22 protein-coding genes are annotated in these 23,127 nt (G+C 70.7%); 10 read left to right on the forward strand and 12 right to left on the reverse strand.

Annotated features, from left to right (window positions below; genetic code table 11):
• Positions 1-7: 7 nt before the first annotated feature.
• The gene (locus PBV52_RS16415) at positions 8-610 is read right to left on the reverse strand and encodes a DinB family protein (RefSeq protein ID WP_274239113.1); all 603 of its coding nucleotides are present in this window, start codon (positions 608-610) and stop codon (positions 8-10) included.
• 15 nt (positions 611-625) lie between these two features.
• Here PBV52_RS16415 and PBV52_RS16420 point away from each other — a divergent pair, with 15 nt between their 5' ends.
• The 3 genes from PBV52_RS16420 to PBV52_RS16430 all read left to right on the forward strand — a co-directional run bounded on the left by PBV52_RS16420 (position 626) and on the right by PBV52_RS16430 (position 3,260).
• Positions 626-1,489: a hypothetical protein gene (locus tag PBV52_RS16420; protein WP_274239114.1), complete on the forward strand. Its 864-nt coding sequence runs from the start codon at positions 626-628 to the stop codon at positions 1,487-1,489.
• A gap of 167 nt (positions 1,490-1,656) precedes the next feature.
• Entirely contained in the window at positions 1,657-2,253 is a 597-nt protein-coding gene (locus PBV52_RS16425; protein ID WP_274239115.1) for a dihydrofolate reductase family protein, read from the forward strand.
• Positions 2,254-2,327: 74 nt separating this feature from the next.
• A complete protein-coding gene (locus tag PBV52_RS16430; protein WP_274239116.1) occupies positions 2,328-3,260 on the forward strand; it encodes a bifunctional helix-turn-helix transcriptional regulator/GNAT family N-acetyltransferase in 933 nt (310 codons plus the stop codon).
• Between the two features lie 9 nt (positions 3,261-3,269).
• On the opposite strand, the gene PBV52_RS16435 is transcribed toward PBV52_RS16430, so the two are convergent.
• Together PBV52_RS16435 and PBV52_RS16440 are read right to left on the reverse strand one after the other, a co-directional pair.
• A complete protein-coding gene (locus tag PBV52_RS16435; RefSeq protein WP_274239117.1) occupies positions 3,270-5,414 on the reverse strand; it encodes an ABC transporter substrate-binding protein in 2,145 nt (714 codons plus the stop codon).
• Positions 5,411-5,806, reverse strand: coding sequence for a hypothetical protein (locus PBV52_RS16440; protein ID WP_274239118.1), 396 nt, complete (start codon positions 5,804-5,806; stop codon positions 5,411-5,413). Before PBV52_RS16440 ends, PBV52_RS16435 begins: the two co-directional genes overlap by 4 nt.
• 215 nt (positions 5,807-6,021) lie before the next feature.
• On the opposite strand from PBV52_RS16440, the gene PBV52_RS16445 reads away from it, so the two are divergent.
• Together PBV52_RS16445 and PBV52_RS16450 are read left to right on the forward strand one after the other, a co-directional pair.
• Positions 6,022-6,822, forward strand: coding sequence for a sugar phosphate isomerase/epimerase (locus PBV52_RS16445; protein WP_274239119.1), 801 nt, complete (start codon positions 6,022-6,024; stop codon positions 6,820-6,822).
• A gap of 150 nt (positions 6,823-6,972) precedes the next feature.
• Positions 6,973-8,211: an MFS transporter gene (locus tag PBV52_RS16450; RefSeq protein WP_274239120.1), complete on the forward strand. Its 1,239-nt coding sequence runs from the start codon at positions 6,973-6,975 to the stop codon at positions 8,209-8,211.
• Here PBV52_RS16450 and PBV52_RS16455 read toward each other — a convergent pair.
• From PBV52_RS16455 to aroA, 3 genes are all read right to left on the reverse strand, one after another.
• Entirely contained in the window at positions 8,192-8,773 is a 582-nt protein-coding gene (locus PBV52_RS16455) for an alpha/beta hydrolase (RefSeq protein WP_274239121.1), read from the reverse strand. The genes PBV52_RS16450 and PBV52_RS16455 overlap by 20 nt on opposite strands.
• 99 nt (positions 8,774-8,872) lie before the next feature.
• On the reverse strand, positions 8,873-9,514 hold the full coding sequence (locus tag PBV52_RS16460) for a GNAT family N-acetyltransferase (protein WP_274239122.1): 642 nt from the start codon (positions 9,512-9,514) through the stop codon (positions 8,873-8,875).
• A gap of 13 nt (positions 9,515-9,527) precedes the next feature.
• Positions 9,528-10,757: a 3-phosphoshikimate 1-carboxyvinyltransferase gene (gene aroA, locus PBV52_RS16465; protein WP_274239123.1), complete on the reverse strand. Its 1,230-nt coding sequence runs from the start codon at positions 10,755-10,757 to the stop codon at positions 9,528-9,530.
• A gap of 436 nt (positions 10,758-11,193) precedes the next feature.
• Here aroA and PBV52_RS16470 point away from each other — a divergent pair, with 436 nt between their 5' ends.
• Together PBV52_RS16470 and PBV52_RS16475 are read left to right on the forward strand one after the other, a co-directional pair.
• A complete protein-coding gene (locus PBV52_RS16470; RefSeq protein WP_274239124.1) occupies positions 11,194-13,065 on the forward strand; it encodes a glycoside hydrolase family 3 protein in 1,872 nt (623 codons plus the stop codon).
• 140 nt (positions 13,066-13,205) lie between these two features.
• Positions 13,206-13,853, forward strand: a complete 648-nt coding sequence (locus tag PBV52_RS16475) for a hypothetical protein (RefSeq protein ID WP_274239125.1) — start codon at positions 13,206-13,208, stop codon at positions 13,851-13,853.
• A gap of 48 nt (positions 13,854-13,901) precedes the next feature.
• Here the strand turns inward: PBV52_RS16475 and PBV52_RS16480 are convergent, their stop codons facing one another.
• The 4 genes from PBV52_RS16480 to PBV52_RS16495 form a co-directional block, all read right to left on the reverse strand.
• The gene (locus tag PBV52_RS16480; protein ID WP_274239126.1) at positions 13,902-14,294 is read right to left on the reverse strand and encodes a hypothetical protein; all 393 of its coding nucleotides are present in this window, start codon (positions 14,292-14,294) and stop codon (positions 13,902-13,904) included.
• Positions 14,295-14,423: 129 nt separating this feature from the next.
• Positions 14,424-18,143: an ABC transporter ATP-binding protein gene (locus PBV52_RS16485; RefSeq protein WP_274239127.1), complete on the reverse strand. Its 3,720-nt coding sequence runs from the start codon at positions 18,141-18,143 to the stop codon at positions 14,424-14,426.
• Between the two features lie 92 nt (positions 18,144-18,235).
• Positions 18,236-19,291, reverse strand: coding sequence for an esterase-like activity of phytase family protein (locus PBV52_RS16490; protein ID WP_274239128.1), 1,056 nt, complete (start codon positions 19,289-19,291; stop codon positions 18,236-18,238).
• 53 nt (positions 19,292-19,344) lie between these two features.
• Positions 19,345-20,226: a serine hydrolase gene (locus PBV52_RS16495; RefSeq protein WP_274239129.1), complete on the reverse strand. Its 882-nt coding sequence runs from the start codon at positions 20,224-20,226 to the stop codon at positions 19,345-19,347.
• 60 nt (positions 20,227-20,286) lie between these two features.
• Here PBV52_RS16495 and PBV52_RS16500 point away from each other — a divergent pair, with 60 nt between their 5' ends.
• The gene (locus PBV52_RS16500) at positions 20,287-20,778 is read left to right on the forward strand and encodes a nucleotidyltransferase domain-containing protein (RefSeq protein ID WP_274239130.1); all 492 of its coding nucleotides are present in this window, start codon (positions 20,287-20,289) and stop codon (positions 20,776-20,778) included.
• A 12-nt stretch (positions 20,779-20,790) separates the two neighbouring features.
• Here the strand turns inward: PBV52_RS16500 and PBV52_RS16505 are convergent, their stop codons facing one another.
• Positions 20,791-21,072, reverse strand: coding sequence for a hypothetical protein (locus PBV52_RS16505; RefSeq protein ID WP_274249416.1), 282 nt, complete (start codon positions 21,070-21,072; stop codon positions 20,791-20,793).
• Positions 21,073-21,445: 373 nt separating this feature from the next.
• On the opposite strand from PBV52_RS16505, the gene PBV52_RS16510 reads away from it, so the two are divergent.
• Positions 21,446-22,240: a helix-turn-helix transcriptional regulator gene (locus tag PBV52_RS16510; RefSeq protein WP_274239131.1), complete on the forward strand. Its 795-nt coding sequence runs from the start codon at positions 21,446-21,448 to the stop codon at positions 22,238-22,240.
• Entirely contained in the window at positions 22,233-22,448 is a 216-nt protein-coding gene (locus PBV52_RS16515) for a DUF397 domain-containing protein (protein WP_274239132.1), read from the forward strand. Before PBV52_RS16510 ends, PBV52_RS16515 begins: the two co-directional genes overlap by 8 nt.
• 265 nt (positions 22,449-22,713) lie before the next feature.
• Here PBV52_RS16515 and PBV52_RS16520 read toward each other — a convergent pair whose 3' ends face one another.
• On the reverse strand, positions 22,714-23,118 hold the full coding sequence (locus PBV52_RS16520; protein ID WP_274239133.1) for a hypothetical protein: 405 nt from the start codon (positions 23,116-23,118) through the stop codon (positions 22,714-22,716).
• Positions 23,119-23,127: the final 9 nt, after the last annotated feature.

Here is a 23,127-nt window from a genome sequence, read left to right on the forward strand (position 1 = left end):
CTGTGCTTCAGCGACCGATGCGCTCCCGCTCGGCCGCGAGAGCCGCCTCCTCCACCCGCTCCCGGTGCTTCTCCCACCACGCCACGTCCCCCGGCGCCATGTTGGAGTCCCCGGTGCGCAACCCCGTTGCCCCGTCGATGAGTTCGCGCACGATGTCCGCGTGACCTGCGTGCCGGTGAGTCTCGCCGATCATGTGGACGAGGGCGCGGTGGAGCGTGAGGTCGATCGGCGGGTCCCCGGGGATTCGGCCGACCGCGTCCAGAGGCAGGGTCTCGATCGTCTCGTCGGCGTGGGCGCAGACCCGGCGGTAGTCGTCGACGATCTGTTCGCGCGTCTCGTCGGCGGTCGCCCACAGGTCGGCGTTCGGCTCGGGGGCGTCGCCGGTGATCCATAGCGGGGGTGCCGGGCAGGGGCGGCCGAAGGTGTCGCCGAAGTAGAACGCCTCCGCGCCGGTCACGTGCTTGACCAGGCCCAGCAGGTTGGTGCCGGTGGGGGTCATGGGGCGGCGGATGTCGTACTCCGACAGGCCTTCGAGCTTCCAGAGGAGGACGTCGCGCGCGTCCTGGAGGCAGCGGCGGAGGTCCGCCGTGAGGTCCGATCCGGTCGTCATCGGGTCAGTCTGGCCATGGAGGTGATCTTCCGTCACCGTCTTTTCGGGGCCGGTGACTTCCCCGCCGGCGCCGGCGGCTGGTACATCATCCGGATGAGCAACGGGGGAAGACCACAGGGCGCCGGACCCATAACCCGGCGTGCCGCCAACTGCTGTCTGGTGCTGCTGATGATTCCGGCTGCCCTTGTCGCGTACTTCTGGTACACGGTCTGGCACGCCGACCAGGTGAACAGCGAGCGTCAGCAGGACACCCTGAACTCCATTCTCCGGCGCGCCCATGAGCAGGCCGACGACACCAGCCATGCGCTCACCGCGAGCGGTTCCGGCGCCGATGCCGACACGCTGACCGGGGTGATCTGGCGGCACAGCGAAACGCCGCTCATCAGCTACGACCCGGCACATCACCGGTTCACCGCCACCGCGCGCAGGGCCGACTTCTACGACAGCGAGGGGGTGATTCTGGGGAGCGGCTCCGTTCAGATCGCACGCTGCCTGCGCTTCACCTTCACCCGGGGCTCGGATTCGGACTGGACGTCCACCGTGGCCGTGCGGGACTACGAGGAGTGCCTGCCGGGCACGCAGATCGGCACCTGGGCCGGCACCGCGCGGAGCCGCATCGCGGAGATGAGCACCATGGAGCTGACACCCACCGGAGTGCAGCGCGCTCTCGACCCCACCGGCAAGCTCGGCCACTTCGACGTCAGGACCGTCGAGCGCAGGGGGCGTACCGCCACCGTCACCGTCCTGATCCAGGACATGTACGGGGCGAAGGCGGACGCCCCGGCCAAGCAGTGCTATCGGTTCGTCCGGGACCTCGGCGGCGAATACGGCGACGACGTGACCAGCGTTCCACTGAGCGCCTGCCCGAGGGCCGCTTGAGGGCCGCTTGAGGGCCGCACCCCCTGCCGAATCCCCCGTTCCGCGTCTATCACTGGCCCCACCGATGATTTCCGGGCCCCGATCCGGTCTCCATTGCCGTAATCACCCGAGCAACACCCCCGCAGTACCCGAGCAGCACCCGAACGCAAGAACCAGGAGTGTCTTCCATGCGCATCGTGATCACCGAGTTCATCAGCCTCGACGGCGTCGTACAGGCCCCCGGCGGCCCCGAGGAGGACACCGACGGTGGCTTCGCGCACGGCGGCTGGTCGCACCCGTACTTCGACCCGGAGGTGCTCGGCTCCGCGTTCAGCGAAGGGCTGGAGAAGGCCGAGGCGCTGCTGTACGGGCGTCGTACGTATCTGACCATGGCCGCAGCCTGGCCCGAGCGGGCCGGTGACCCCTTCGCCGACCGGCTGAACTCCCTGAAGAAGTACGTCGTGACCGACACCCTCGGCGACGACCAGCTGACCTGGAACAACAGCACCCGCATCCCGGGCGGCGAGGCCGTCGCCCGGATCCGCGAGCTGCGTGAGCGCGAGGGCGGCGACCTGGCGATGATGGGCAGCCCCACCCTCGTGCGGACCCTCATCCAGGAAGGTCTGGTCGACGAGCTCCAGCTCGTCGTGATGCCGGTGCTGCTGGGCGGCGGCAAGTCGATCTTCCCCGAGGACGGCGGGAAGCGGCCGTTCGAGCTCGTGTCCACGGTCACCGGGAAGACGGGCGTACAGGTGTGCGTCTACCGGCCGGCCGCCGAGGACTAGCAGCGAAGGCGCGGGCGTCCTACGCTCGACCCACGGTATCTCTGACTGAGTCAACCATCCGGGGGTCGACGATCATGACCGTCCATGACATCCGCGCCTTCAACCGCTTCTACACGAACGTCATCGGCGCCCTCGACTACAGCCGCCACCTCTACGCCCCGTACACCCTCACCGAGTCCCGCGTCCTGTACGAGCTCGCGCACTCCCCGCGTACCGACGCGGCCGATCTGCGGACCGAACTCTCCCTGGACGCGGGGTACTTGAGCCGGATCCTGAACAAGTTCGAGCAGGACGGGCTCATCGAGCGCACGCCCTCCCTGGAGGACCCCCGGCGCCGCCGCGTCACGCTCACCGCGCGCGGCCGGGAGACCGGCAAGCTGCTGGAGGAGCGGGCGACCGAGTCGGTCGGCTCGCTTCTGTCGACGGTGCCGGCCGACGAACGCCCGCGCCTCGCCGAGGCGATGACGACCGTCCGTACGATCCTGGACCGCGGCCGCCCGCCCCGCCGCGAGGACGTCCTGCTGCGCGAGCCCGGCCCCGGCGACCTCGGCTGGATCGTGCAGCGCAACGCCGCGCTGTACGCCGCCGAGTACGGCTTCAACGCCGACTACGAGGGGCTGGTCGCGAGGATCGTCGCGGACTTCGCCGAGGACCACGATCCGCATCTGGAGCGGGTGTGGATCGCCGAGCTGGACGGCCGGCCGGTGGGCTGCGTGATGGTCGTACGGGACGAGGCCCCCGCCACGGCTCGGCTGCGGCTGCTGCTGGTCGAGCCCGACGCCCGCGGCCTGGGCATCGGCGACCGGCTCGTGGCGGCCGTCGTCGACTTCGCCCGCGGCGTCGGCTACCGCGACCTCGTCCTGTGGACCAACGACGTCCTGGCCGCCGCCCGCCGCATCTACCAGCGCCACGGCTTCGTCCTCGCCACCGAGAAGCCCCACCGCTCCTTCGGGAAGGACCTGAACGGTCAGGACTGGCGGCTTGATCTGCACGGCACGCAGGAGTGAGCCGCTCGGTCACACGGGCTTCCAGGCACCGTCGCGCACTTGGTAGACCTCGGCTCGCTGGCTGACGGCGTCGCCGTAGCCGTCGAAGCCGACCCGCCCCATCACTCCGCCGAATTCGACTTCCTGCACCGCGTCCCGCAGGTCCTCGCGGGCCGTCGACGGCAGCTCGTCGCCGCTGATGTGCACGCCCTCCTTGAAGGCACGGATCAGCGCCCAGGTGGCGTCGTAGGCGTACCCGCCATACGGGCCGTAGGGGGCCGAGTAGCCGGCCTTCTCGTAGTCCGCGACGAACGACTTGGCGGACTTGAGCCGCTCCGTGACGGCCCCGCCGAAGGTGCAGATATCTCCTGCCGCGCCGCTGCCCGCCTGGGAGGCGTAGCTGTTGTCGAGGAGACCGTCGCCGCCCGCGACGCGGATGTCGGGATCAGCGGCGTGCAACTGCTTGCTCAGCGGCGCTGCGGATGGGTATTCGCCGCCGAAGTACACGACGTCGGCACCGGAGGCACGAGCCCGCTCCGCCTCGTCGGTGAAGTCACGCTGTTCGTAGTCCACATGACTCTGACCCACGATGGTCCCGCCCTCCTTTCGGAACGCCGCCTTGAACATCTCCACCATCGACTGGCCGTAGCCGAGCTTGTTGTCGATGACGAAAGCCTTGCGACGACCGTCCTTTCCGTACAGGTATTCGGCCGCGGCGGGCGCCTGCGCCATGTCGTTGGCCACCGTGCGGAAATACGTGTCGTACGGCCTGGAACGTGTGCCGCCCAGCCAGTCGGCACCCAAAGTGAGCTCGGGAGCGGAGTTCGCAGGAGAGATCTGGGGCAGGTGTGCCTGGACGAAGACCTCCTGCATGGGCTTCGCGATGGACGCGTTGAGCGGCCCCACGACCCCGACCACGTCGGGATCGCCGACGAGCTTCGTGGCGTTCACGCCCCCCGTGGCGGGCTGGGCCTTGTCGTCCAAGGCCTGGATCTTGAACGTGACACCGGGGACGAAGGCGTCCTCGTTCGCCTTTTCCACGGCCAGCTCCGCGGAGTTCTTGATGCCCTTGCCCAACTCCGCGAGGTCACCGCTCAGGGGAACGCTCACACCGATCCCGACGGTGAGGTTGTTCTTCGTGTCCGCAGCGTTCCTGGAGTTCCCGGACCCGCCGCCGTCCGACGATCCGCCCTTCGCCCCCTCCTCGAAGACGGAGTCCAGCATCAGGGGAAGTGTCCCCAGCGCGGCGACCAGCACGGTGGACACAACCACGACCGTCCGGCGACTGAGCCGCCTCCGACGTCTTCCCGCCGCTGCGGCACTGTCAGCCGGTGCGTCGGCGGCGGGTTCGTCCCTGGTCGGCTCGTCCTCGGTCGGTTCGTCCTTGGTCGACGTGCCCTCGGGCGGCACCTCCGGGACCGGCATGGGCTCGGGCGACCGGTAGCGGTTGCGGGCCAGGGCGATGGCACCCGCTGTGTTGCCGTTGCGCTGCTGGGGCGTCGGCCTGCCCTTGGCCACCAGGGAGCCGTACAGATGCTGGTACAGCGTCATCATGGTGAGCAGTGGCGGCGCCTGCGGGATCCCCTGTTCCAGGGCGTCGATCAGCTCACCGGTGAACGCGGTGTACGTCTCCCCCGGCGGTGCCAGCGCCGTCCTGGTCTCCGACGTCGCGGTCAGCACGAACGTACCGCTGATGTCGGACATCCCGCCGAGTCCCGAGGACGACATCGCGCCGTGCAGGGCGAGGCCGCTCCAGCAGCAGTCCAGGATCACCACCTTGCGGCGTGCCCGGGTCTGCGGGGCCAGCAGGAGCTCGCGGATGTCCTGGTAGCGCAGGGCGCTGTAGAGGCGTCGGGGATTGGTGCTCGGAAGGGCGAGATAGAGCTCGTTGGACAGCTCGTGCACGAAGCCGTGCCCCGCGTAGTAGACGAGGAGGGTGTCCTCGGCCTCGTCGGCGAGGCGGGCGACCTCTTCCAGCGCCTGGTCGCGGTCGGGTTCCGGCAGCACGCGTACCCGGTCGGAGGCCAGGCCCCATACGCTCGGGTCGCGCAGGAGCTCCGCGAGCCGGGTCAGGTTGCGGGACACGGCGGGCAGCGGTTCGAGGCCGGGGTCGGCGAAGGAATGGGCGCCGATCAACAAGGCTCTGCTGAGCGCCGGTTCGGAGAGTTCGCTCATGACCCGGGGCGGTCGAGCGTGGCGGTCGTCGCCGGGGTGCCGTCGTCCGGCTCGGCGGTCCGCGTGGTCAGCTGCCTCACCAGCCGTTCGATCTGCTCGGCGTCGGTGCCGCTCACGGTGACGGTGACGCCGTCGCGTTCCACTTGGACGCTCGGCCTGTTCCCCCGTGACTGGCGCCAGCTCGCCACGGCCACGAGCAGTCCACCCAGGCCCACCGCGTTGCTGAGCACGACGTCGATCAGATCCAGGCCGGGGCCCATGGCGCCCGGTGTCGCATTCCTGCCGCACAGGGTGAGAGTCGCGCCTGCCGAGTCGGGGTCCCGCAGCAGCCAGCGCTGCAGTGCGCGAAGCTGTCCCCCGTCGTCGTCGAGCACGGTGATACCGAGCCGCATGCTTCCCCCTCGCACGCTCGCACGCCGCCGATTTCGGCATCATGCAGGTGATTTTCGGCATCATAGCGACGCCACGAGCACCCGGCGCCGACTGTGGAAAACCTCGTGCGGAACAGTCCGCACGCAGCATCCCGGGCCTTCCCGGGCTCTCCCCGGGCTCCCCCGGACCCCGTGCCGGATGTGCCTCCCCCCATTTCCCTGGCAAGGTGGGATGCATGAAACTGGCGTTCTCCACCCTCGGCGTCCCCGGTCTCCCCCTCCCCGACGTGCTGCGGCTCGCGACCGCGCACGGATATCACGGCGTCGAGTTGCGCACCCACCCGGAAGAGCCGGTGCACACCGGCCTGGATGCCGCCCAGCGGGCGGACGTGGCGGGCGAGTTCAAGGCGGCCGGCGTCGAGCTGCTGGGGCTCGCCGGGTACGCGCGCGTGGCCGCGCCGGGTGACGACGGGCCCGTGATCGAGGAGATCCGCGCCCTCCTCGACCTCGCCCACGACCTCGGCGCCGGCTTCGTCCGCGTCTTCCCCGGCGCCGACCCCGAGCAGAGCCGGCAGTCGGCGGACGCGATCGCCGCGCGGCGGCTCGGTACGGCCGCGGAGTACGCCGCCGACCTGGGCGTACGGATCCTGCTGGAGACCCACGACTCGCACCGCACCGGCGCCGACGCGATCCGTGTCCTCGGCCTGGTCGGTCACCGCCACGTCGGCTCGCTGTGGGACGTCATGCACACCTGGCTGGGTGGCGAGCAGCCCTCGGAGAGCTACGCGGCCCTCTCCCCGTACCTCGGCTACGTCCAGGTCAAGGACATCGCCTCCGCCGACGACACGACCCCGCTCCCGCTCGGCACCGGGGTGCTGCCGCTCGCCGAGTGCGTGGAGGTGCTCTCCCGGCACGGCTGGGACGGCTGGCTGTGCTGGGAGTACGAGAAGCGGTGGTACGAGGCCGCCGCGCCGCTCGACGGACTGCTGGACGCGGGCCGCGAGCACCTTTCACGGCTGCTGAACGAGTCGGCCTAGGCCCGCTGCCCGTAAGCGCGTCGGCCTGGGCCCCCGTCCGTGACCGAGTCCGCCCGCACCCGGCGCCCGTAATTCGGTGGCCCGGCGCGAGGACCGCCGTATAGCGTCCCCCCTCGTGCCTGAATCCGCCCCGTGCCCCGCCATGCCCTCATGAGCCTCGCCCGTACGTTGATCGACGTACGGCCGCTGCGCACGTCCCCCGTGTTCCGGCGGCTGCTGATCGGGCGGACGGTGTCCGTGCTCGGCAGCTTCATGACCATGGTGACCGTCATGTACCAGGTCTGGGACATGACGCACAGCGCGGTCTGGAGCGGTGCGGTCGGTCTCGCGCAGGCCCTGCCCATGGTGGGTGTGGGCCTGCTCGCCGGGTCGTGGGTGGACCGGGGCGACCGGCGGCGGATCTTCCTGGTCGCCACCGTCGGGCAGGCGGTCTGTGTGCTGCTCCTCGCGGTGCAGGGCTTCACGGGGCAGGTGCCGGTGGCCGGGATCCTCGCCCTGGTGGCGGCCGGCTCCTGCTTCGGCGCGGTCGGCGGACCGGCGGCAGGCGTGTTCGTGCCGCGGCTGCTGCCCAAGGAGCAGGTGGCGGCCGGGCTGGCCCTCAACCAGGTCACCGGCCAGGCGATGATGCTGCTCGGCCCGGCGCTGGGCGGGCTGCTCCTCGGCTGGTTCGGCATCGGCGTCTGCTATCTGCTCGACGCCCTGAGCTTCGGCCTCGCCTTCTACGGCGCCTTCGGCCTGCCCGCGCTGCCGCCCGAGGGCGAGCCGGCGCGGGCCGGGCTGCACGGCGTCCTGGACGGCCTGCGCTTCCTGGCCGGCAACCGGGTGGTGCGCGGCGCGCTGATCACCGACCTCGCCGCCACGATCCTCTCCATGCCGGTCAGCCTCTTCCCTCTGATCAACGCCGAACGCTTCGGCGGCAACCCGCGCACCCTCGGTCTGTTCATGTCGGCCGTCGCGGTGGGCGGTGTCACGGCGACGGCCCTGTCGGGTTCGCTCACCCGCCTGGGCCGCCCCGGTCTGGTGATGCTGTGCGGGGCGGCGACGTGGGGCACCGCGCTGGCGTTGTTCGGGCTGACGACCAGTCCGTGGGCGGGGCTCGGGCTGCTGGTGGTGGCGGGTGCCGCGGACGCCCTGTCGGTCGTCTCGCGCAGCACGATCGTCCAGACCCGCACCCCGGACGCCCTGCTCGGCCGGGTGACGGCCGCCGAGCAGATAGTCGGCCAGGCGGGTCCGCACCTCGGCAATCTGCGCGGCGGCCTGGTCGCGGGCTGGTCGTCCGGCGCGACCGCCCTGGTCACGGGCGGGCTGCTGTGCGTGCTGGCGGTGGCCTACGTCGGTGCGAGCACGCCGGAGCTGCGGGACGGCGCGGCTATGCCGGACGAGCGATGATCTCCGCGGTGGGATCCAGGCACCACCCCAGTACGGCGGGCCAGGGGCCGTAACCGGCGTCCAGGTCGAGGTGGGCGGCGCCGGGGAGGATGTCGGTCGGGAGGGCGAGGGGGCGGCCGTAAAGGGTGTCGGCGCCCTCCTCGCAGTACGGGTCGTCGTCGCCGGCGACCAGGCGGGTGGGGCCGGGGAGGGTGAACTCCAGGGACGGCGGGGCGAATCGGGCCACTTCCGGGTGGCGTGCGAGCACGGCGCCGGACGGCGGGGCGACGAGCAGCACCCGGTCCACGGCGTCGAGCCCCGGCAGCCCGCGCGCGACGGCGTGCAGCCACAGCACGGCGGACAGACTGTGCGCGACCACGACCCGCTCCGAGGCCGCGTCGAGGTCGGCGAGATGCCGGGCCGACTCCTCCAGCCAGACCTCGAGTTCGGGGTCGTCGGGGTCGGGCAGCTGGGGGTAGACGACCTGGTGGCCGAGCTCGGTGAGACGGTCGGCGAGCCAGTGCTGCCAGTGGTCCTTGGGGCGGTGGTTCTGCCAGCCGTGGAGGATGAGGTAGGCGGTCATGGCTTCGATGGTTCCCTGAACGGGCCTCGTCCTCAAACGTCGGACAGGCTGAAGATGCAGGCCGTTGCCGAGAACCGTCCCGCCAACTTCCCTTGTCCGCTAGGGAGTTGACGGCACCCGCGGCAAGTACCCGGCCACCCGCTCCTCCAGCCGCCCCCGGCACCGCGGCCACTCCGCCGCCGTGATCGAGAAGAACGCGGAGTCACGCAACCGCCCCTCCTCCCCCGCCGCCCAGGAACGGGACCAGTTGCGCAGCACGCCCTCGAAGCGGGCGCCCACACTCTCGATGGCCGCGCGGGAGCGCTCGTTGCGGGCGTCCGTCTTCAGGTCCACCCGGGACACGCCCCACTCCTCGAAGGCGTGCCGGAAGAGCAGCAGCTTGGCCTCGGCGTTCACACCCGTGCCCTGGGCCGTGCGGGCCAGCCAGGTGAAGCCGACCTCTATGGCGTCGAGTCGGTCGTCGGAGAGCCAGGAGCGTGGCTCCCAGTAGGAGGTGGCGCCCACCGCCCGGCCCGAGGCCACGGAGACCTGCGCGTACGGCGCCAGCCGCCCCGCCGCCGCGCGGGCGAGCTGCGCGTCGATGTAGTCACCGACCTCGTGGGCCCTCGGCACCAAGGTGAACGCGTAGGTGTCGCGCTCCTCCTCCGCCGCCACGGCCAGATCCGCCGCGTGCCGGTGCTCCAGCGGCTCCAGGCGCACCAGGGCGCCCTCCAGGACCGGCCCGACCAGCTTGAAGCCCACCCGACAACTCCCGTCACCACCGCGCGCGCAGCGCCCCGAACTCCTCGTGGAAATCCGGGAAAGTCTTCCGTACGCACCCGGGGTCGTCGAACGAAATACCGGGCACCCGAAGTCCGGTCACCGCGAAGGACATCACGATGCGATGGTCGCCGTAGGACCTGACCTGCGTTCCCACAGGCGTACCCGGCTGGATCTCGATCCAGTCCGGACCGGTCGTCACCTCCACCCCCAGCCGCCGCAGGTTCTCCGCACACGCCTCCAGCCGGTCGCACTCCTTCACCCGCGTGTTCGCCACGTCCTCGATCCGCACCGGCCCGGAGGCGAACGGCGCGATGGCCGCGAGGGTCGGCATGGTGTCGGAGATGTCCCGCATGTTGACGGTGACCCCCCGCAGTTCGCCGGTCCCCCGGACCGTCGTCGACTCCGCACCCACCGACACCCACGCGCCCATCCGCCGCAGTACGTCGACGAAGCCCAGGTCGCCCTGGAGCGCCCCCTCGCCCAGGCCCGGAACCGTCACCTCGCCGCCCGTGACGGCCGCCGCCGCGAAGAAGTAGCTCGCGGTCGACGCGTCGGGCTCCACCGCGTAGGTCGTCGCGCGGTAGCCGCCCGGCGGGACGACGAAGACGTCCCCCTCGCGCCGTACCTCCACCCCGAACGCCCGCATCATCGCGATCGTGATCTCGACGTACGGCACCGAGACGAGGTCGGTGACGGTGATGCGCAGGCCCTTGCGGGTCATCGGCCCCAGCAGCAGCAGCGCCGTCAGGTACTGCGACGACTGCCCCGCGTCCAGCGTCACTTCCCCGCCCTCGACGCCGGCCGCCGCCACCGTCAGCGGGTGGTGGCCCTCCTTCTCCGCGTGCCGCAGGTCCACGCCCAGGTCGCGCAGGGCGCGGGTGAGCGGGAGCAGGGGGCGGCGGCGCATCTGGGGCGAGGCGTCGAAGCGGTAGGTGCCGTGGCCGGTCGCGGCGAGTGTCGGCAGGAAGCGGGCCGTCGTCGCACCGTCCCGGCAGTAGACGTCGGCCTCGGGGGCGGCAGGGCCCTGCGGACGGCCGTCGACCTGCCAGGTGCCCGGGGTCCGGCCGACCCGGTAGCCGAGCCGTACCAGCCCCTCGGCGAAGCCCTCCGTGTCGTCCGAGCGGAGCGGGCGCAGGAGGGTGGTGACACCGTCGGCCGCGGCCGCCAGGAAGAGGGCGCGGGCGGTGATGGACTTGGAACCGGGGACGTCGACTGCGGGCATGCCGTCATGATCGCCCGGGCGTCGGCTCCGGCGCCGCGCCGTCCACGGGATGGACCCGCACGGCCCTCGCCCGTCACCCACCCGTCCTCTCGCCCGCTGCCCACGCGTCACGGGGAACCCGGCGGCCCCGGGCTCACCGACTTCGCGGATTCCGGCCATCCCCGGGAACCCAGCCCCACCCCCGCCCGTCCAACCCGCACGCTGCCGGAGAGTCACCGTGGTCCGGTGTCGGCCCTCGCTGCTGGCTGCGATCGCTGACCACCCTCTCCGCCGTACCGCGGCCGGCAGCACGCCGTCATCGGCGCGCCCCCCTCCAACTGCGCCGATGGCGGCCCCTCTTTGGTTACGGTGCACTCCCTTGACTGGCAGAAACTTCCCGGTTATTGGTGACTTCTCGGAAGTTTCCTTCAGTGCACCACCTCCGGAAGGAGCGCACGTGCCCGACACCAGCACGGGAAGCAGACGAAACGGGAGAAGCACGGCAAGCACCGGCAACACCGCCACACCTTCAAGACGTGCGGTCCTCGCGGCCACCGCCGGCGTCACCACCGCCCTGGCCGTCGGCGGCACCGCCCACGCCGGCGCCCCGGACGACCGGAAACTGTGCGCCCTCATCGCCCGGATGACCCTGCCGGAGAAGGTCGGCCAGCTCTTCGTCATGCGGGTCTACGGCCACTCCGCGACCGCCCCCGACCAGGCCGACATCGACGCCAACCTCAAGGAGATCGGCGTCCGGACAGCCGCCGAGCTGATCGCCACGTACCGGGTGGGCGGCATCATCTACTTCACCTGGGCGCACAACACCCGCAGTCCGCACCAGATCGCCGACCTGTCCAACGGCGTCCAGAAGGCGTCCCTCACCCAGCCCCGCGGCCTGCCCGTCCTGGTCTCCACCGACCAGGAGCACGGCATCGTCTGCCGCGTCGGCGAGCCCGCCACCCTCTTCCCGGGCGCCATGGCCATCGGGGCCGGCGGCTCACACGCCGACGCCCGCACCCTCGGCCGGATCGCCGGACGGGAACTCAGAGCGCTCGGCATCCGGCAGAACTACTCCCCCGTGGCCGATGTGAACGTCAACCCGGCCAACCCGGTCATCGGCGTCCGCTCCTTCGGCGCCGAACCGGCCGCGGTGGCCGGCATGGTCGCCGCCGAGGTGGCCGGATACCAGCGCTCCCGGCAGATCGCGGCCACCGCCAAGCACTTCCCGGGCCACGGCGACACGGCCGTCGACAGCCACTACGGCTTCCCGGTCATCACGCACACCCGCGAGCAGTGGGACTCCCTGGACGCACCGCCCTTCCGGGCCGCCGTCCGCGCCGGCATCGACTCCATCATGACCGCGCACATCATGGTCCCGGCCCTCGACGACTCCGGCGACCCGGCCACTCTCTCCCGCCCGATCCTGACCGGCATCCTGCGCGAGGAGTTGGGCTACGACGGCGTGGTGGTCACGGACTCCCTCGGCATGGAGGGCGTAAGGACCAAGTACGGCGACGACCGCGTCCCCGTCCTCGCGCTCAAGGCGGGCGTGGACCAGCTCCTCAATCCGCCGTCCCTCGACATCGCGTGGAACGCGGTCCTCAAGGCCGTCCAGAACGGCGAGCTGACCGAGGCGCGGCTCGACGAGTCGATCCTGCGGATCCTGCGGCTGAAGGCGAAGCTGCGGCTGTTCGAGGAGCCGTACGTCAGCCAGGGCGGGGTCGACCGGAACGTCGGCACCCCATCCCACCTCAGGACCGCCGACCACATCGCCGAGCGGACCACGACTTTGCTGGTCAACGAGGGGCCGCTGCTCCCCCTGTCGCACCGCGCCCACCCCAAGGTCCTCGTCGTCGGCGCCGACCCGGCCTCCCCGTCCGGCACGACGGGACCGCCGACCGGCGTGCTGGCCGCCGCCCTCACCGAACTGGGCTTCACGACGACCGCTCTGTCGACGGGTACGGCGCCCTCCGCCGCGACCATCGCCGGGGCGGTCGAGGCGGCCCGGACGGCGGACGCGGTGGTGGTCGGGACGTACAACGTCACGGCGAGCAGCACCCAGAAGACCCTGGTCGCGCAGCTCCTCGCGACAGGGAGGCCGGTGGTGGCGGTCGCGATCCGCAACCCGTACGACGTGGCCCATCTGCCCGCCGTCCCCGCCTGCTTGGCGTCGTACTCCTGGACCGACGTCGAGCTGCGGGCGGCCGCGCGGGTGATCGCCGGGCGGGTGGCACCGCGCGGGAAGCTGCCGGTGCCGGTGCAGCGGGCGGACGATCCGACACGGGTGCTGTATCCGGTCGGCCACGGGCTGACGTACGGGAGCAGCTAGCGGCCCGTAGCACTTTGTACGTAGTACCCGTACGCGATATACCGATCCCACTCACCCCTAACCGGCGCAAAGGACCCCACACGTCTGGCGTGCGCCCGTTGTCGCGGGCCACGCTGGACGGGGGTACCGGGGGGAGTGCAATGCGTGGGAGATGTGCCGTTGGGGTGGTCTGTGCGTTTCTGGCGCTGCTCATCCCGCTATTGACGGGGTGTCAGACCGGGTCGGGAGCGGCGGCGGAAGAGGACGGGCGGCTCGACAAGACCGCGAGCGAGCAGCAGGTGGCACCGACCTGGCCCGCGGGATACGGCGTGGTGTTCCTCGGCGTCGACGAGTGCAGTTCCTTCGGTACGTCGAGCTTCACCGAGGTGTCCTGCACCAGTGAGCGGGCGGCGGCGCGGGTCGTGGCGCGGCACGACGGCAAGGTGGGCGACGGACCGCTGTGTCCCGGGACCACGGACTTCGTCCTCCACATCAGCGAACAGAGCCGCACGTCCGACGAGGACGGCGACGGCGCGATCCCGCAGGGCTACGCCTGCATGCGCAACCTCACTTCGCCCCACCCGGGCGACCCCGGCGGCGGAGGCGGCCCCCGCACCATCGTCGGCGACTGCGTCTACGGCTCCGGCGACGGCCAGGTCCGCGAGACGTCGTGCGACGGCAAGGGCCGGCAGAAGCCGCAGTACAAGGTGACCAGGTCCGTCGGCAAACGGGCCGACTGCCCCCTGTCGACGGCCCTGTACGTCCAACTGGGCGGCGAGAAACCGGTGGGGTGCGCGCGGCCGGTGTGAGCGCCGCCCTCGGGGCCGGCCGGGGCGGTGCCGGTCAGCCGGCGCCGGTCAGCACAGGATCCACCCCTTGCTCACCGACCCCCGCCCCACTCGCCCCTTCACCCACACGCACCGCTGCCCGGCGTGCACCGTCACCGGGCCCGCTCGGTGGCTGTAGTACCACTCGTCGACGACCGCGTTGGCGCGGCGGGCCTGCACGCTGACCATCATCCACTGCTTGCGGCCGGGATCCTTGGGCTTGGTGATGGCGCAGACGTAGCCGGCCCGCTTGTAGACGTACAGCGTGCCGGTGGAGAACGGGTACGTCTTGACCTTGCGCCCCTCGCACCGCGTGGGGGCGGCCGCCTGAGCCTCCGCCGGGGCCGCGACCGCGAGCAGGCCGGACGCGGTCAGCAACGCCAGGCCGACCGCCAGTCGTCGGCGTATCGCTCCTGTGTCCACAGTGTTGTCCTCCCCGTACACCGGCAATGAGCGTACTGGTGTACGGACGCACGGCGTATGCCGGATGGTTGCACGACCGTCACGCCAACACGGTCACCGGCCCGCCCCACGCCAGCAGCTCCCCCGGAGTCACGCCACAGCGGCCTCAGCCTCGGCCTCCCCGATGAACGTCCGCCACAACTCCGCATACAGCCCGCCCCGCGCCAGCAACTCCGCATGCGTGCCGTCCTCGGCGACCCTGCCGTGATCCATCACCACGACCCGGTCCGCGCGGGCGGCCGTCGTCAGGCGGTGGGCGACCACCAGAGTCGTACGGCGGCCCGCGAGCCGGTCCGTCGCCTGGTTGACCTGGGCCTCCGTGGCCAGGTCCAGCGCGGCCGTCGCCTCGTCGAGGAGCAGGATGTCGGGGTCGACCAGCTCGGCGCGGGCTAGGGCGATCAGCTGGCGCTGCCCGGCGGAGAGGTTGCGGCCGCGCTCGGCGACCTCGTGGAGGTAGCCGCCGTCGAGGGTCGCGATCATCTCGTGGGCGCCCACCGCCCGGGCCGCGGCCTCGACCTCGGCGTCCGTCGCCTCCGGGCGGCCGTAGGCGATGGCGTCGCGGACGGTGCCTTGGAAGAGGTAGGCCTCCTGCGGGACGACGCCGAGACGGTGCCGGTACGACGTGATGTCCAGGGAGCGCAGATCCGTGCCGTCGGCCGTGACCCGGCCACCGGTCGGGTCGTAGAAGCGGGCCACCAGCTTGACGAGGGTCGACTTGCCCGCGCCGGTCTCGCCGACGAAGGCGACCGTCTGCCCTGCGGGGATGCGGAGGTCGATGCCGCCGAGAGCCTCCTCCGCCTCATCGGCACCGCCGTATTTGAAGTGCACGTCCTCGAAAGCCACCTCGCCCCGCAGCGACAGCACCTCCAGCGGCTCCTTCGCCGCCTTCGTCGACGTCGGTTCCTGGAGCAGTTCCTGGATGCGGCCGAGCGAGACCGTGGCCTGCTGGTAGCCGTCGAAGACCTGGGAGAGCTGCTGGACCGGGGCGAAGAACAGGTCGATGTAGAGCAGGTACGCCACCAGCGCGCCGGTCGTCAGCGTCGCGTCGTCGATCCGGGCCCCGCCCGCGATCAGCACCGCCGCCGCGGCCGCCGACGACAGGAACTGCACGAAGGGGAAGTAGATGGAGATCAGCCACTGGCCCCGGATGCGGGCCTGGCGGTAGCTGTCGCTGCGCTCGGCGAACCGCGCGCCGCTGTCCCGCTCGCGCCGGAAGGCCTGCACGATCCGCAGCCCGGACACCGACTCCTGGAGGTCTGCGTTGACCAACGACACGCGCTCACGGGCGAGTTCGTACGCCTTCACGCTCGCCCGGCGGAAGAAGAACGTCGCGACGACCAGCGGCGGCAGCGTCGCGAAGACGACGAGCGCGAGCTGAAGGTCGAGCACCAGCAGGGCGACCATGATGCCGAAGAAGGTGACGACGGAGACGAAGGCGGTGACCAGGCCCGTCTGGAGGAAGGTCGACAGCGCGTCGACGTCCGTCGTCATCCGCGTCATGATCCGGCCGGTCAACTCGCGTTCGTAGTAGTCCAGTCCGAGACGCTGGAGCTGGGCGAAGATCTTCAGGCGCAGGGAGTACAGGACGCGTTCGCCGGTGCGCCCGGTCATCCGCGTCTCGCCGATCTGCGCCGCCCACTGGGCGATCACGGTGAGCAGGGCGAGGAGGGAGGCAGCCCAGACGGCGCCGAGGGCGACCTGCGTGACGCCCGAGTCGATGCCGTGCCGGATCAGGACCGGGAGCAGCAGTCCCATGCCGGCGTCCACGGCGACGAGGCCGAGGCTGATCAGCAGGGGGCGCCCGAAGCCTCGTAGCAGCCTTTTCAGGCCGTACGACTCCTCCGGCCGCACCGCACGCGCCTCGTCGATGTCGGGGGTGTCGGCCGCCGGGGGCAGCGCCTCCACCTGGGCGAGGAGCTCGGGGGTGGCCGGGGACTCCGACAGCGCCAGGTCCTTGCGCTCGCGGTCCCCGGTCCACAGCCTCGGGGTCACCCCGCGCTCGGCGTCGAACTCGGCGTCCAGCTCGTCGCGTACGGAGGTGTCCTCCCGGGGGCAGGCGGGCTGGGCGTGGCCGGGTGAGACGCCGCCGAGTTCGTCGGGGTCGGTGAGCAGGCGGCGGTAGAGGGCGGACCGCTCCTGGAGCTCCTCGTGGGTGCCGATGTCGGCGAGGCGGCCGGCGTCGAGGACGGCGATGCGGTCGGCGAGACCCAGGGTGGAGCGGCGGTGGGCGATGAGGAGGGTGGTCCGGCCCTCCATGACGTGCTTGAGCGCCTCGTGGATCTCCTGCTCGACACGGGCGTCCACCGCCGAGGTCGCGTCGTCGAGGACGAGCAGCCGGGGGTCGGTGAGGATCGCGCGGGCGAGCGCGATGCGCTGGCGCTGGCCGCCGGAGAGGGTGAGGCCGTGTTCGCCGACCTTGGTGTCGTAGCCCTCGGGCAGCTCGGCGATGAAACGGTCCGCCTGGGCGGCGCGCGCGGCGGCCTCGACCTCCTCGTCGGAGGCGTCCGGGCGGCCGTACGCGATGTTGCTGCGGACCGTGTCCGAGAAGAGGAAGGAGTCCTCCGGGACCAGCCCGATCGCGGCCCGCAGGGAGTCGAAGGTCAGCTCACGGACGTCGTGGCCGCCGACGAGGACGGCACCGCGCGTGACGTCGTAGAAGCGCGGGAGGAGAAGGGAGACCGTGGACTTGCCGGAGCCGGAGGAGCCGACGACGGCGAGGGTCTCGCCGGGACGGATCTCGAAGCTGAGCCCGTCGAGGACAGGGCGCTCGTCGTCGTAGCCGAAGGACACGTCGTCGAACTCGACGGTCGCGGGCGCGTCGGCGGGCAGCGTCTTGGCGCCGTCCTTGATCGACGGCTCGGTGTCGATCAGCTCCAGCACGCGCTCGGTGCCGGCGCGGGCCTGCTGCCCGACCGTGAGGACCATGGCGAGCATCCGGACCGGGCCGACCAGCTGGGCGAGGTAGGTCGAGAAGGCGACGAACGTACCCAGCGTGATGTGCCCGCGCACCGCCAGCCAGCCACCGACCGCGAGCATGGCGACCTGCCCGAGCGCCGGGACGGCCTGGAGCGCCGGGGTGTACTTCGAGTTGAACCGGATGGTGCGCAGCCGCCCCGCGAAGAGCCGCCGGCTGACCTCCCTGAGCTTCCCGGTCTCCTGCTCCTCCTGCCCGAAGCCCTTCACCACGCGTACGCCGCTGACGGCCCCGTCGACCACGCCCGCGACGGCGGCGGCCTGGGCCTGGGCGTACCAGGTGGCCGGGTGCAGCTTGGTGCGGCTGCGCCCCGCGATCCACCACAGGGCGGGCGCCACCGCGAGGGCGACGAGCGTGAGCGGCAGCGACAGCCACGCCATGACGACCAGGGATATCAGGAAGAGCGCGAAGTTCCCGATGGTCATCGGGAGCATGAAGAGCAGGCCCTGGATCAGCTGGAGGTCGCTGGTGGCCCGCCCGACGACCTGCCCGGTGGACAGCTCGTCCTGGCGCCGTCCGTCGAGCCGGGTGATCGTCCCGAACATCTCCGTGCGCAGATCGTGCTGGACGTCGAGGGCGAGGCGGCCGCCGTAGTAGCGGCGGATGTAGGTGAGGACGTAGACGGCGAGCGCGGCGGCGATGAGCAGGCCCGCCCAGACGGCCATGCTGCGGGTGTGGTCGCCGATGACGTCGTCGATGATCACCTTCGTGATCAGCGGGACGATCGCCATCACGGCCATACCGGCGAGCGAGGAGCCGAGGGCGAGGATCACGTCCCTGCGGTAGCGCCAGGCGTAGCCCCACAGTCGTCGTGCCCATCCCCGTTGCGCTGCCACGCCGCTGCCCTCCGTCGGTCCTGACCTGCCGGAAGGCACCAACGCCGACGAGCTCCGATTTCATCCCACCGCAACAAACGGGGGCGGTGGGCTCAGATGCGTACGCGCAGGTAGTAGAACCGGGTCGTCTGTACGGCGTTCTGGTTGTCGTCGCTGACCAGCAGCACCTTCAAGCGCCCCTTCGAGTACCCCGTGACCTCCATGCCCTCGATGTTGTCGAGGAGCGGGTTCGGCTGCGGCTGGTTGGCGGTCGCTCCCAGTGACGGGCAGTTCACGAGGTCGGCGAGGAGCGTCTTCTTGATCAGACGTACGCCGTCCTGGCCGGTGGGGTCCGTGAGGTTCTCGATGCCGCTCGTGTCCGTCGCACGGCGCGGGTCGGCCAGGTAGAGGCGGACCGTGTTGCCGACGCCGGAGGTGAAGCCGCGCTCCAGGACGAGGAGGCGGCCGTCGGGGGTCGCCTGGACCTCGGGGACGCCGAGGCCGGTGTCGGTGCGGTAGGCGTATTGGCGGCCGAGCTCGAAGTGGCTGCCCGCCGCCCGGGTCCGCTGCCAGGTCTGGAAGCGGACGATGCCGGCGCTGTCGCCGTTCAGCGCGTACTCCATGGACGCCAGCAGGGTGCGGCCGCCGGGGAGCAGGGTCAGCCCCTCGAAGGTGCCGTTGGCGACGGCACGGCCCGCCGGGGCGACCCTCAGCGCGTCCGGCACGGGCAGGCGGTCGAGGATCTTGCCGTCGCGGGAGTAGCGGCGCACGGAGGGCTCGGTCTCGGAGGAGATCAGCCGGGTGCCGTCCCGGTCGACGACGAGGCCCTCGGAGTCGAGGGCGGCGCCGCTCTCGTCGGCGAGCGGGACGACGGCCTTCGGCGCGAGCGTCTTCGAGTCCAGGCCGAACAGGGAGGAGCGGTCGGAGACGGCCGCGAGCGATCCGTCGCGGTGGTCCACCGCGAGCGCGGAGAAGTTGCCGACGAAGATGCCGTCGTACGTCGTCTTGTCGAGCGCGTCGGAGAAGCGGTCGAGGGAGACGGAGGGCGAGCAGACGTGGCTGTCCTGCGAGTCGGCGTGGGCGTTCGCCGGGACGGTGGCCGTGGCGGTCAGGCAGGTGGCCGCCGCCAGGCCCGCGGTAGCGGTGGCGAGTACGGTTCTCAGGCGCATGGGGGTCACCGTAGGGCGGGTGGGTGACGCGAGGTAGGCCGCCGCGTTAAGGGTCAGCTCGCCGCCAGGTCCTTGTGGATGACCTTGGCGACCCCCTGAATGGTCGCGATGCCGTAGTTCATGGTGCTGTTGCCGTGCGTGAGCACCGTGATCATGTAGTCGTGGCCGCCGCCCTTGAACGCGCCGACGCTGTGCACCCGCCAGCCGTAGGTGGCGCGCTGCAGCCAGCCGTTCTTGACCGCCACCGAGACACCGGACGGCACTCCGTACGGCGTCCCCCAGCGCTGCGAGGAGACCACCTGGCCCATCAGCTTCAGGATGTAGGCACGGGAGTTGTCGCTGAGCACCGTGTTCTTGGCGGTGATGAGCTTGAGCAGCTTCTGCTCGTCGGTGACGGTGATCTGGGTCAGGCCCCAGTAGCCGTTCGCGCCGGGCTTGGTCTGGGTCATGCCGGCGGCGGTGAGAAACCCCTTGATCTTCGTCAGGCCGAGCTGCCTCCAGAGCGTGCTGGTCGCCGCGTTGTCCGACTTGGTGATCATGGCCTTGGCGAGGGACGTCTCACGGTCGGTCAGATACCGGTTGTGCTTCTTCGCGTCCCACAGCAGCGCGGCGAGGACGGTGACCTTGACGACGCTGGCGGAGTCGTAGGCACTGGAGGCCCGCAGGGCGCAGGTGGTGTTGGTGGAACGGTCGTAGAGGCCGACCGCGATGGTGCCCCTGCGGTTGGCCAGGGCTGCGGTGATGTCCCTCTTCAGCTTGTCGGCGAGGCCGGCCTTGGCGGACGTGCAGCTGACGGTGGGCGTGGTCGCCGCGGCGGCGGGCGTTGCGGCGGCGACGGCCGGTATGAGCACTCCGGCACCGACGCCTGCGGCGACGAGCGCTCTCGCCCGCCTGGAAACGCCTCGTGAGTTCTCGCTCGATGTCCCGTGAATCATGCCCTCTTGACTCACGAGGCCGACCGAAAGGTTGTACGCGCTTGAAAGGTTGTGAGAGTGATGACTGCCGACGACGTGTTGACCGCCCTGGCCTTGCTGCGCGAGGCGAGGACCGACGTCTGGATCGGCGGCGGCTGGGGCATCGACGCCCTGCTCGGCGAGCGGACCCGCGACCATCGCGACCTGGACCTGATGCACCGCCAGGATCAGGAGGCCGCGGTGGTGAGGGCCCTGGCGGACGCGGGTTTCGCGGAGACCGTGGATTGGCGTCCCGTCCGCTTCGTGGTCACGGCGCCGGACGGGCGGGAGATCGACCTGCACCCGCTGGCCTTCGCCGGGGACGGCTCCGCGGTGCAGGCGTCACTGGAGCCGTCGCGTCCGTTCGTCTACCCCGCGTCGGCCTTCGTGACGGGCGAGATCGGCGGGAGGCCGGTCCCGTGCCTGTCCGCCGAGCAGCAGGTCTACTTCCATCAGGGGTACGAGCCTTCCGGCCGCGACCGGCACGACATGGCACAGCTGCGCCGCGCTTTCGGGATCGCCACGCACTTCTGATCCCTGGCTGCATTACTCCGGAAGCCGTGCGCCCCGGCTCTCCGCGATGCGGCGGACATCGGTCAGCGCCTCGCTCATCCGGGCGAGCAGGAACCGGAGCTGCGCGGGCGTCACCCGGCGGTCGGTGAGCATGTCGGCCACGTGATCGAGGAGGTCGTCGGCCATGTCGAGTTGCACGCTCTCGACGGTGTCGGCCACGCGGGAGACATGGCCGGTACCGTCGCTGACGAGGTAACAGGGCTTGCCCTCCGACCCGGTCCAGGGCAGCAGCCGCGCGCCGCCCACGCCGTTCATCTCTCCCGTCACTTGGTGCCCCCCACGACCACTGACGGCATGCCGCACGATCCGATGCCGATCCCGAGTACGACGGCCGGACGTGTCTCCTGCCGGGGTCGAGAACCGGCGTGAAAGACGGTCGGCCCGTCCGGGTACGGGGTCTGGCCATATGCGGAATTGAGGCACCTGCACGCTCGATCACGCCGTAGCAGTGATGCGAAGAGACGGGCGATGAAGAGACGGGCGATGCGTTGGCGCATGTCGTGAACTCCGTGTCCAATCCACTCGATGTATCGCGTTGTGTAGCGATCCACTCACAGAGTGAGACGTCGCGGTCTAGGCTCGCCAGAGGGGTCAGTGTGACCAGGCATTCGTCGCAAGGGAGTTGGCCATGAGCAACACGTACGGTGACTGGCTCAGGCAGCAGCGTGAGACGGCGGGGCTGACGCAGCAGCAACTGGCCGACCGGGCGATCATGACGCGTTCGCACATCGCGCACATCGAGGCGGGGCGGCGGGTGCCGTCGAAGGAGGATGCTCGGCGGCTGGACAGGGCGCTGGGTACGGGGAATGTGCTGAGCAGCTTTCTGCCGCAGGATGACGAGGCGGTCGCCGACTACTTCGAGGCGATGCTCGTACTCGAACAGCAGGCAGTGACGATCCGGGAGTTCGGCCTGACGTACTTTCCGGGCATCCTCCAGACGAAGGGGTACGCAACTGCGGTCCTGGGCTCGGCGTTCCCTCCGGTGAGTCAGGAGGAGTGTGACAGGCGCGTTGTCACACGCCTTGAGCGGGCGAAGATTCTCGAAGACCCGGTGACGCCCGTGGTGTGGGCGCTGCTGGACGAGACACTGTTGCGACGCCCTGTAGGCAGCTGGAACGTCATGGCGGAGCAGGTCATGCACGTAGTTCGTCTCGCGGAGACTGGACGCATCCGCGCGCATGTGATGCCGTTCGGTGTGGGCCTGCATCCGATGATGCAGAGCATGCTCACGCTGATGTGGTTCGAGGACCAGCCACCTCTGGCGTACACGGAGGGACAGCGGTTGGGGAAGGTGCACGACTCCCCGTCCGTGGTCCGCGAGTTGCAGAGCCGATACGATCTTGCGCTCAGCGACGCGCTGCCGTTGAAGGAGTCACTGGCCCTGCTGAGGGCAACAGCGAAGGACTACGGACACCATGACTGACCGAACCATCTCGAACGCTTCTACGCTTAGCGGCTGGCGCAAGTCGTCTTACAGCGGGAACGAAGCTGGCAGCTGCCTCGAAGTCCTCGACAACCACCCCTCAGGCGTCCCGGTCCGCGACTCCAAAGTCCCCCACGGCCCGGCACTGATCTTCTCCGCCGCCAACTGGTCGGCTTTCGTCGCTGCCGTCAAGGAATCACAGCCCTGACCGCGGCAAATCGCCAACCCCCGCTGCGGCGGGCATGTCGAGGGCCTTCGCGAACTCCTCGCGGATGCGAACGGCTACGGCCTGTTTGGATCGGTAGCGCATGTCGACCACGAGCATGCCCTCGTGATCGCCCGACTGTCGCTTATCGCGTCGGACATCCACGGAACGGGTCGGGAGGTGGCGAGGTGTCAAGGAGGTCAGTCCCCGCCAGCAGCGTCGACGCACGCCAGCGCACCAGTCCCGCCACCGCCCGAACAGCCGGCAATCAGTACTCGATCTGCCCCATGAAGTTGTCTTCGCCGTCCACCTCGAAGGTGCTCTCGTACTGACGGGTGTTCCAGTAGAAGCAGCCGGAGGAGAAGCCCATGGACTTCTTGCCGCTGTCCTTGCCGGCCACGTACTTCTCACCCCGTTCGGCGCCGCCGCCGCCCTGGTTGGCGGAGGCTATGTGGCGCGTGCCGTCACCGTCAGGCCACTTGTCGAGGTAGAACCTCACCGGATCCGTAGCGCACCGCCGGTTGCTGTAGTGCGACCAATCGTCGTCGTACAACAGCCCGGAGAATCGCTCCACGGTCAGCGCCGCGGACGCTGGGGAGGAGGTCAGCACAACGGCAGTGAGGGCGCAGACGGCCCCTGTGACCAGTCGGCCGGTTACTGTCTTGGCTCGCATATATTCAAA

This window comes from Streptomyces sp. T12, assembly GCF_028736035.1.
Lineage (GTDB): Bacteria > Actinomycetota > Actinomycetes > Streptomycetales > Streptomycetaceae > Streptomyces.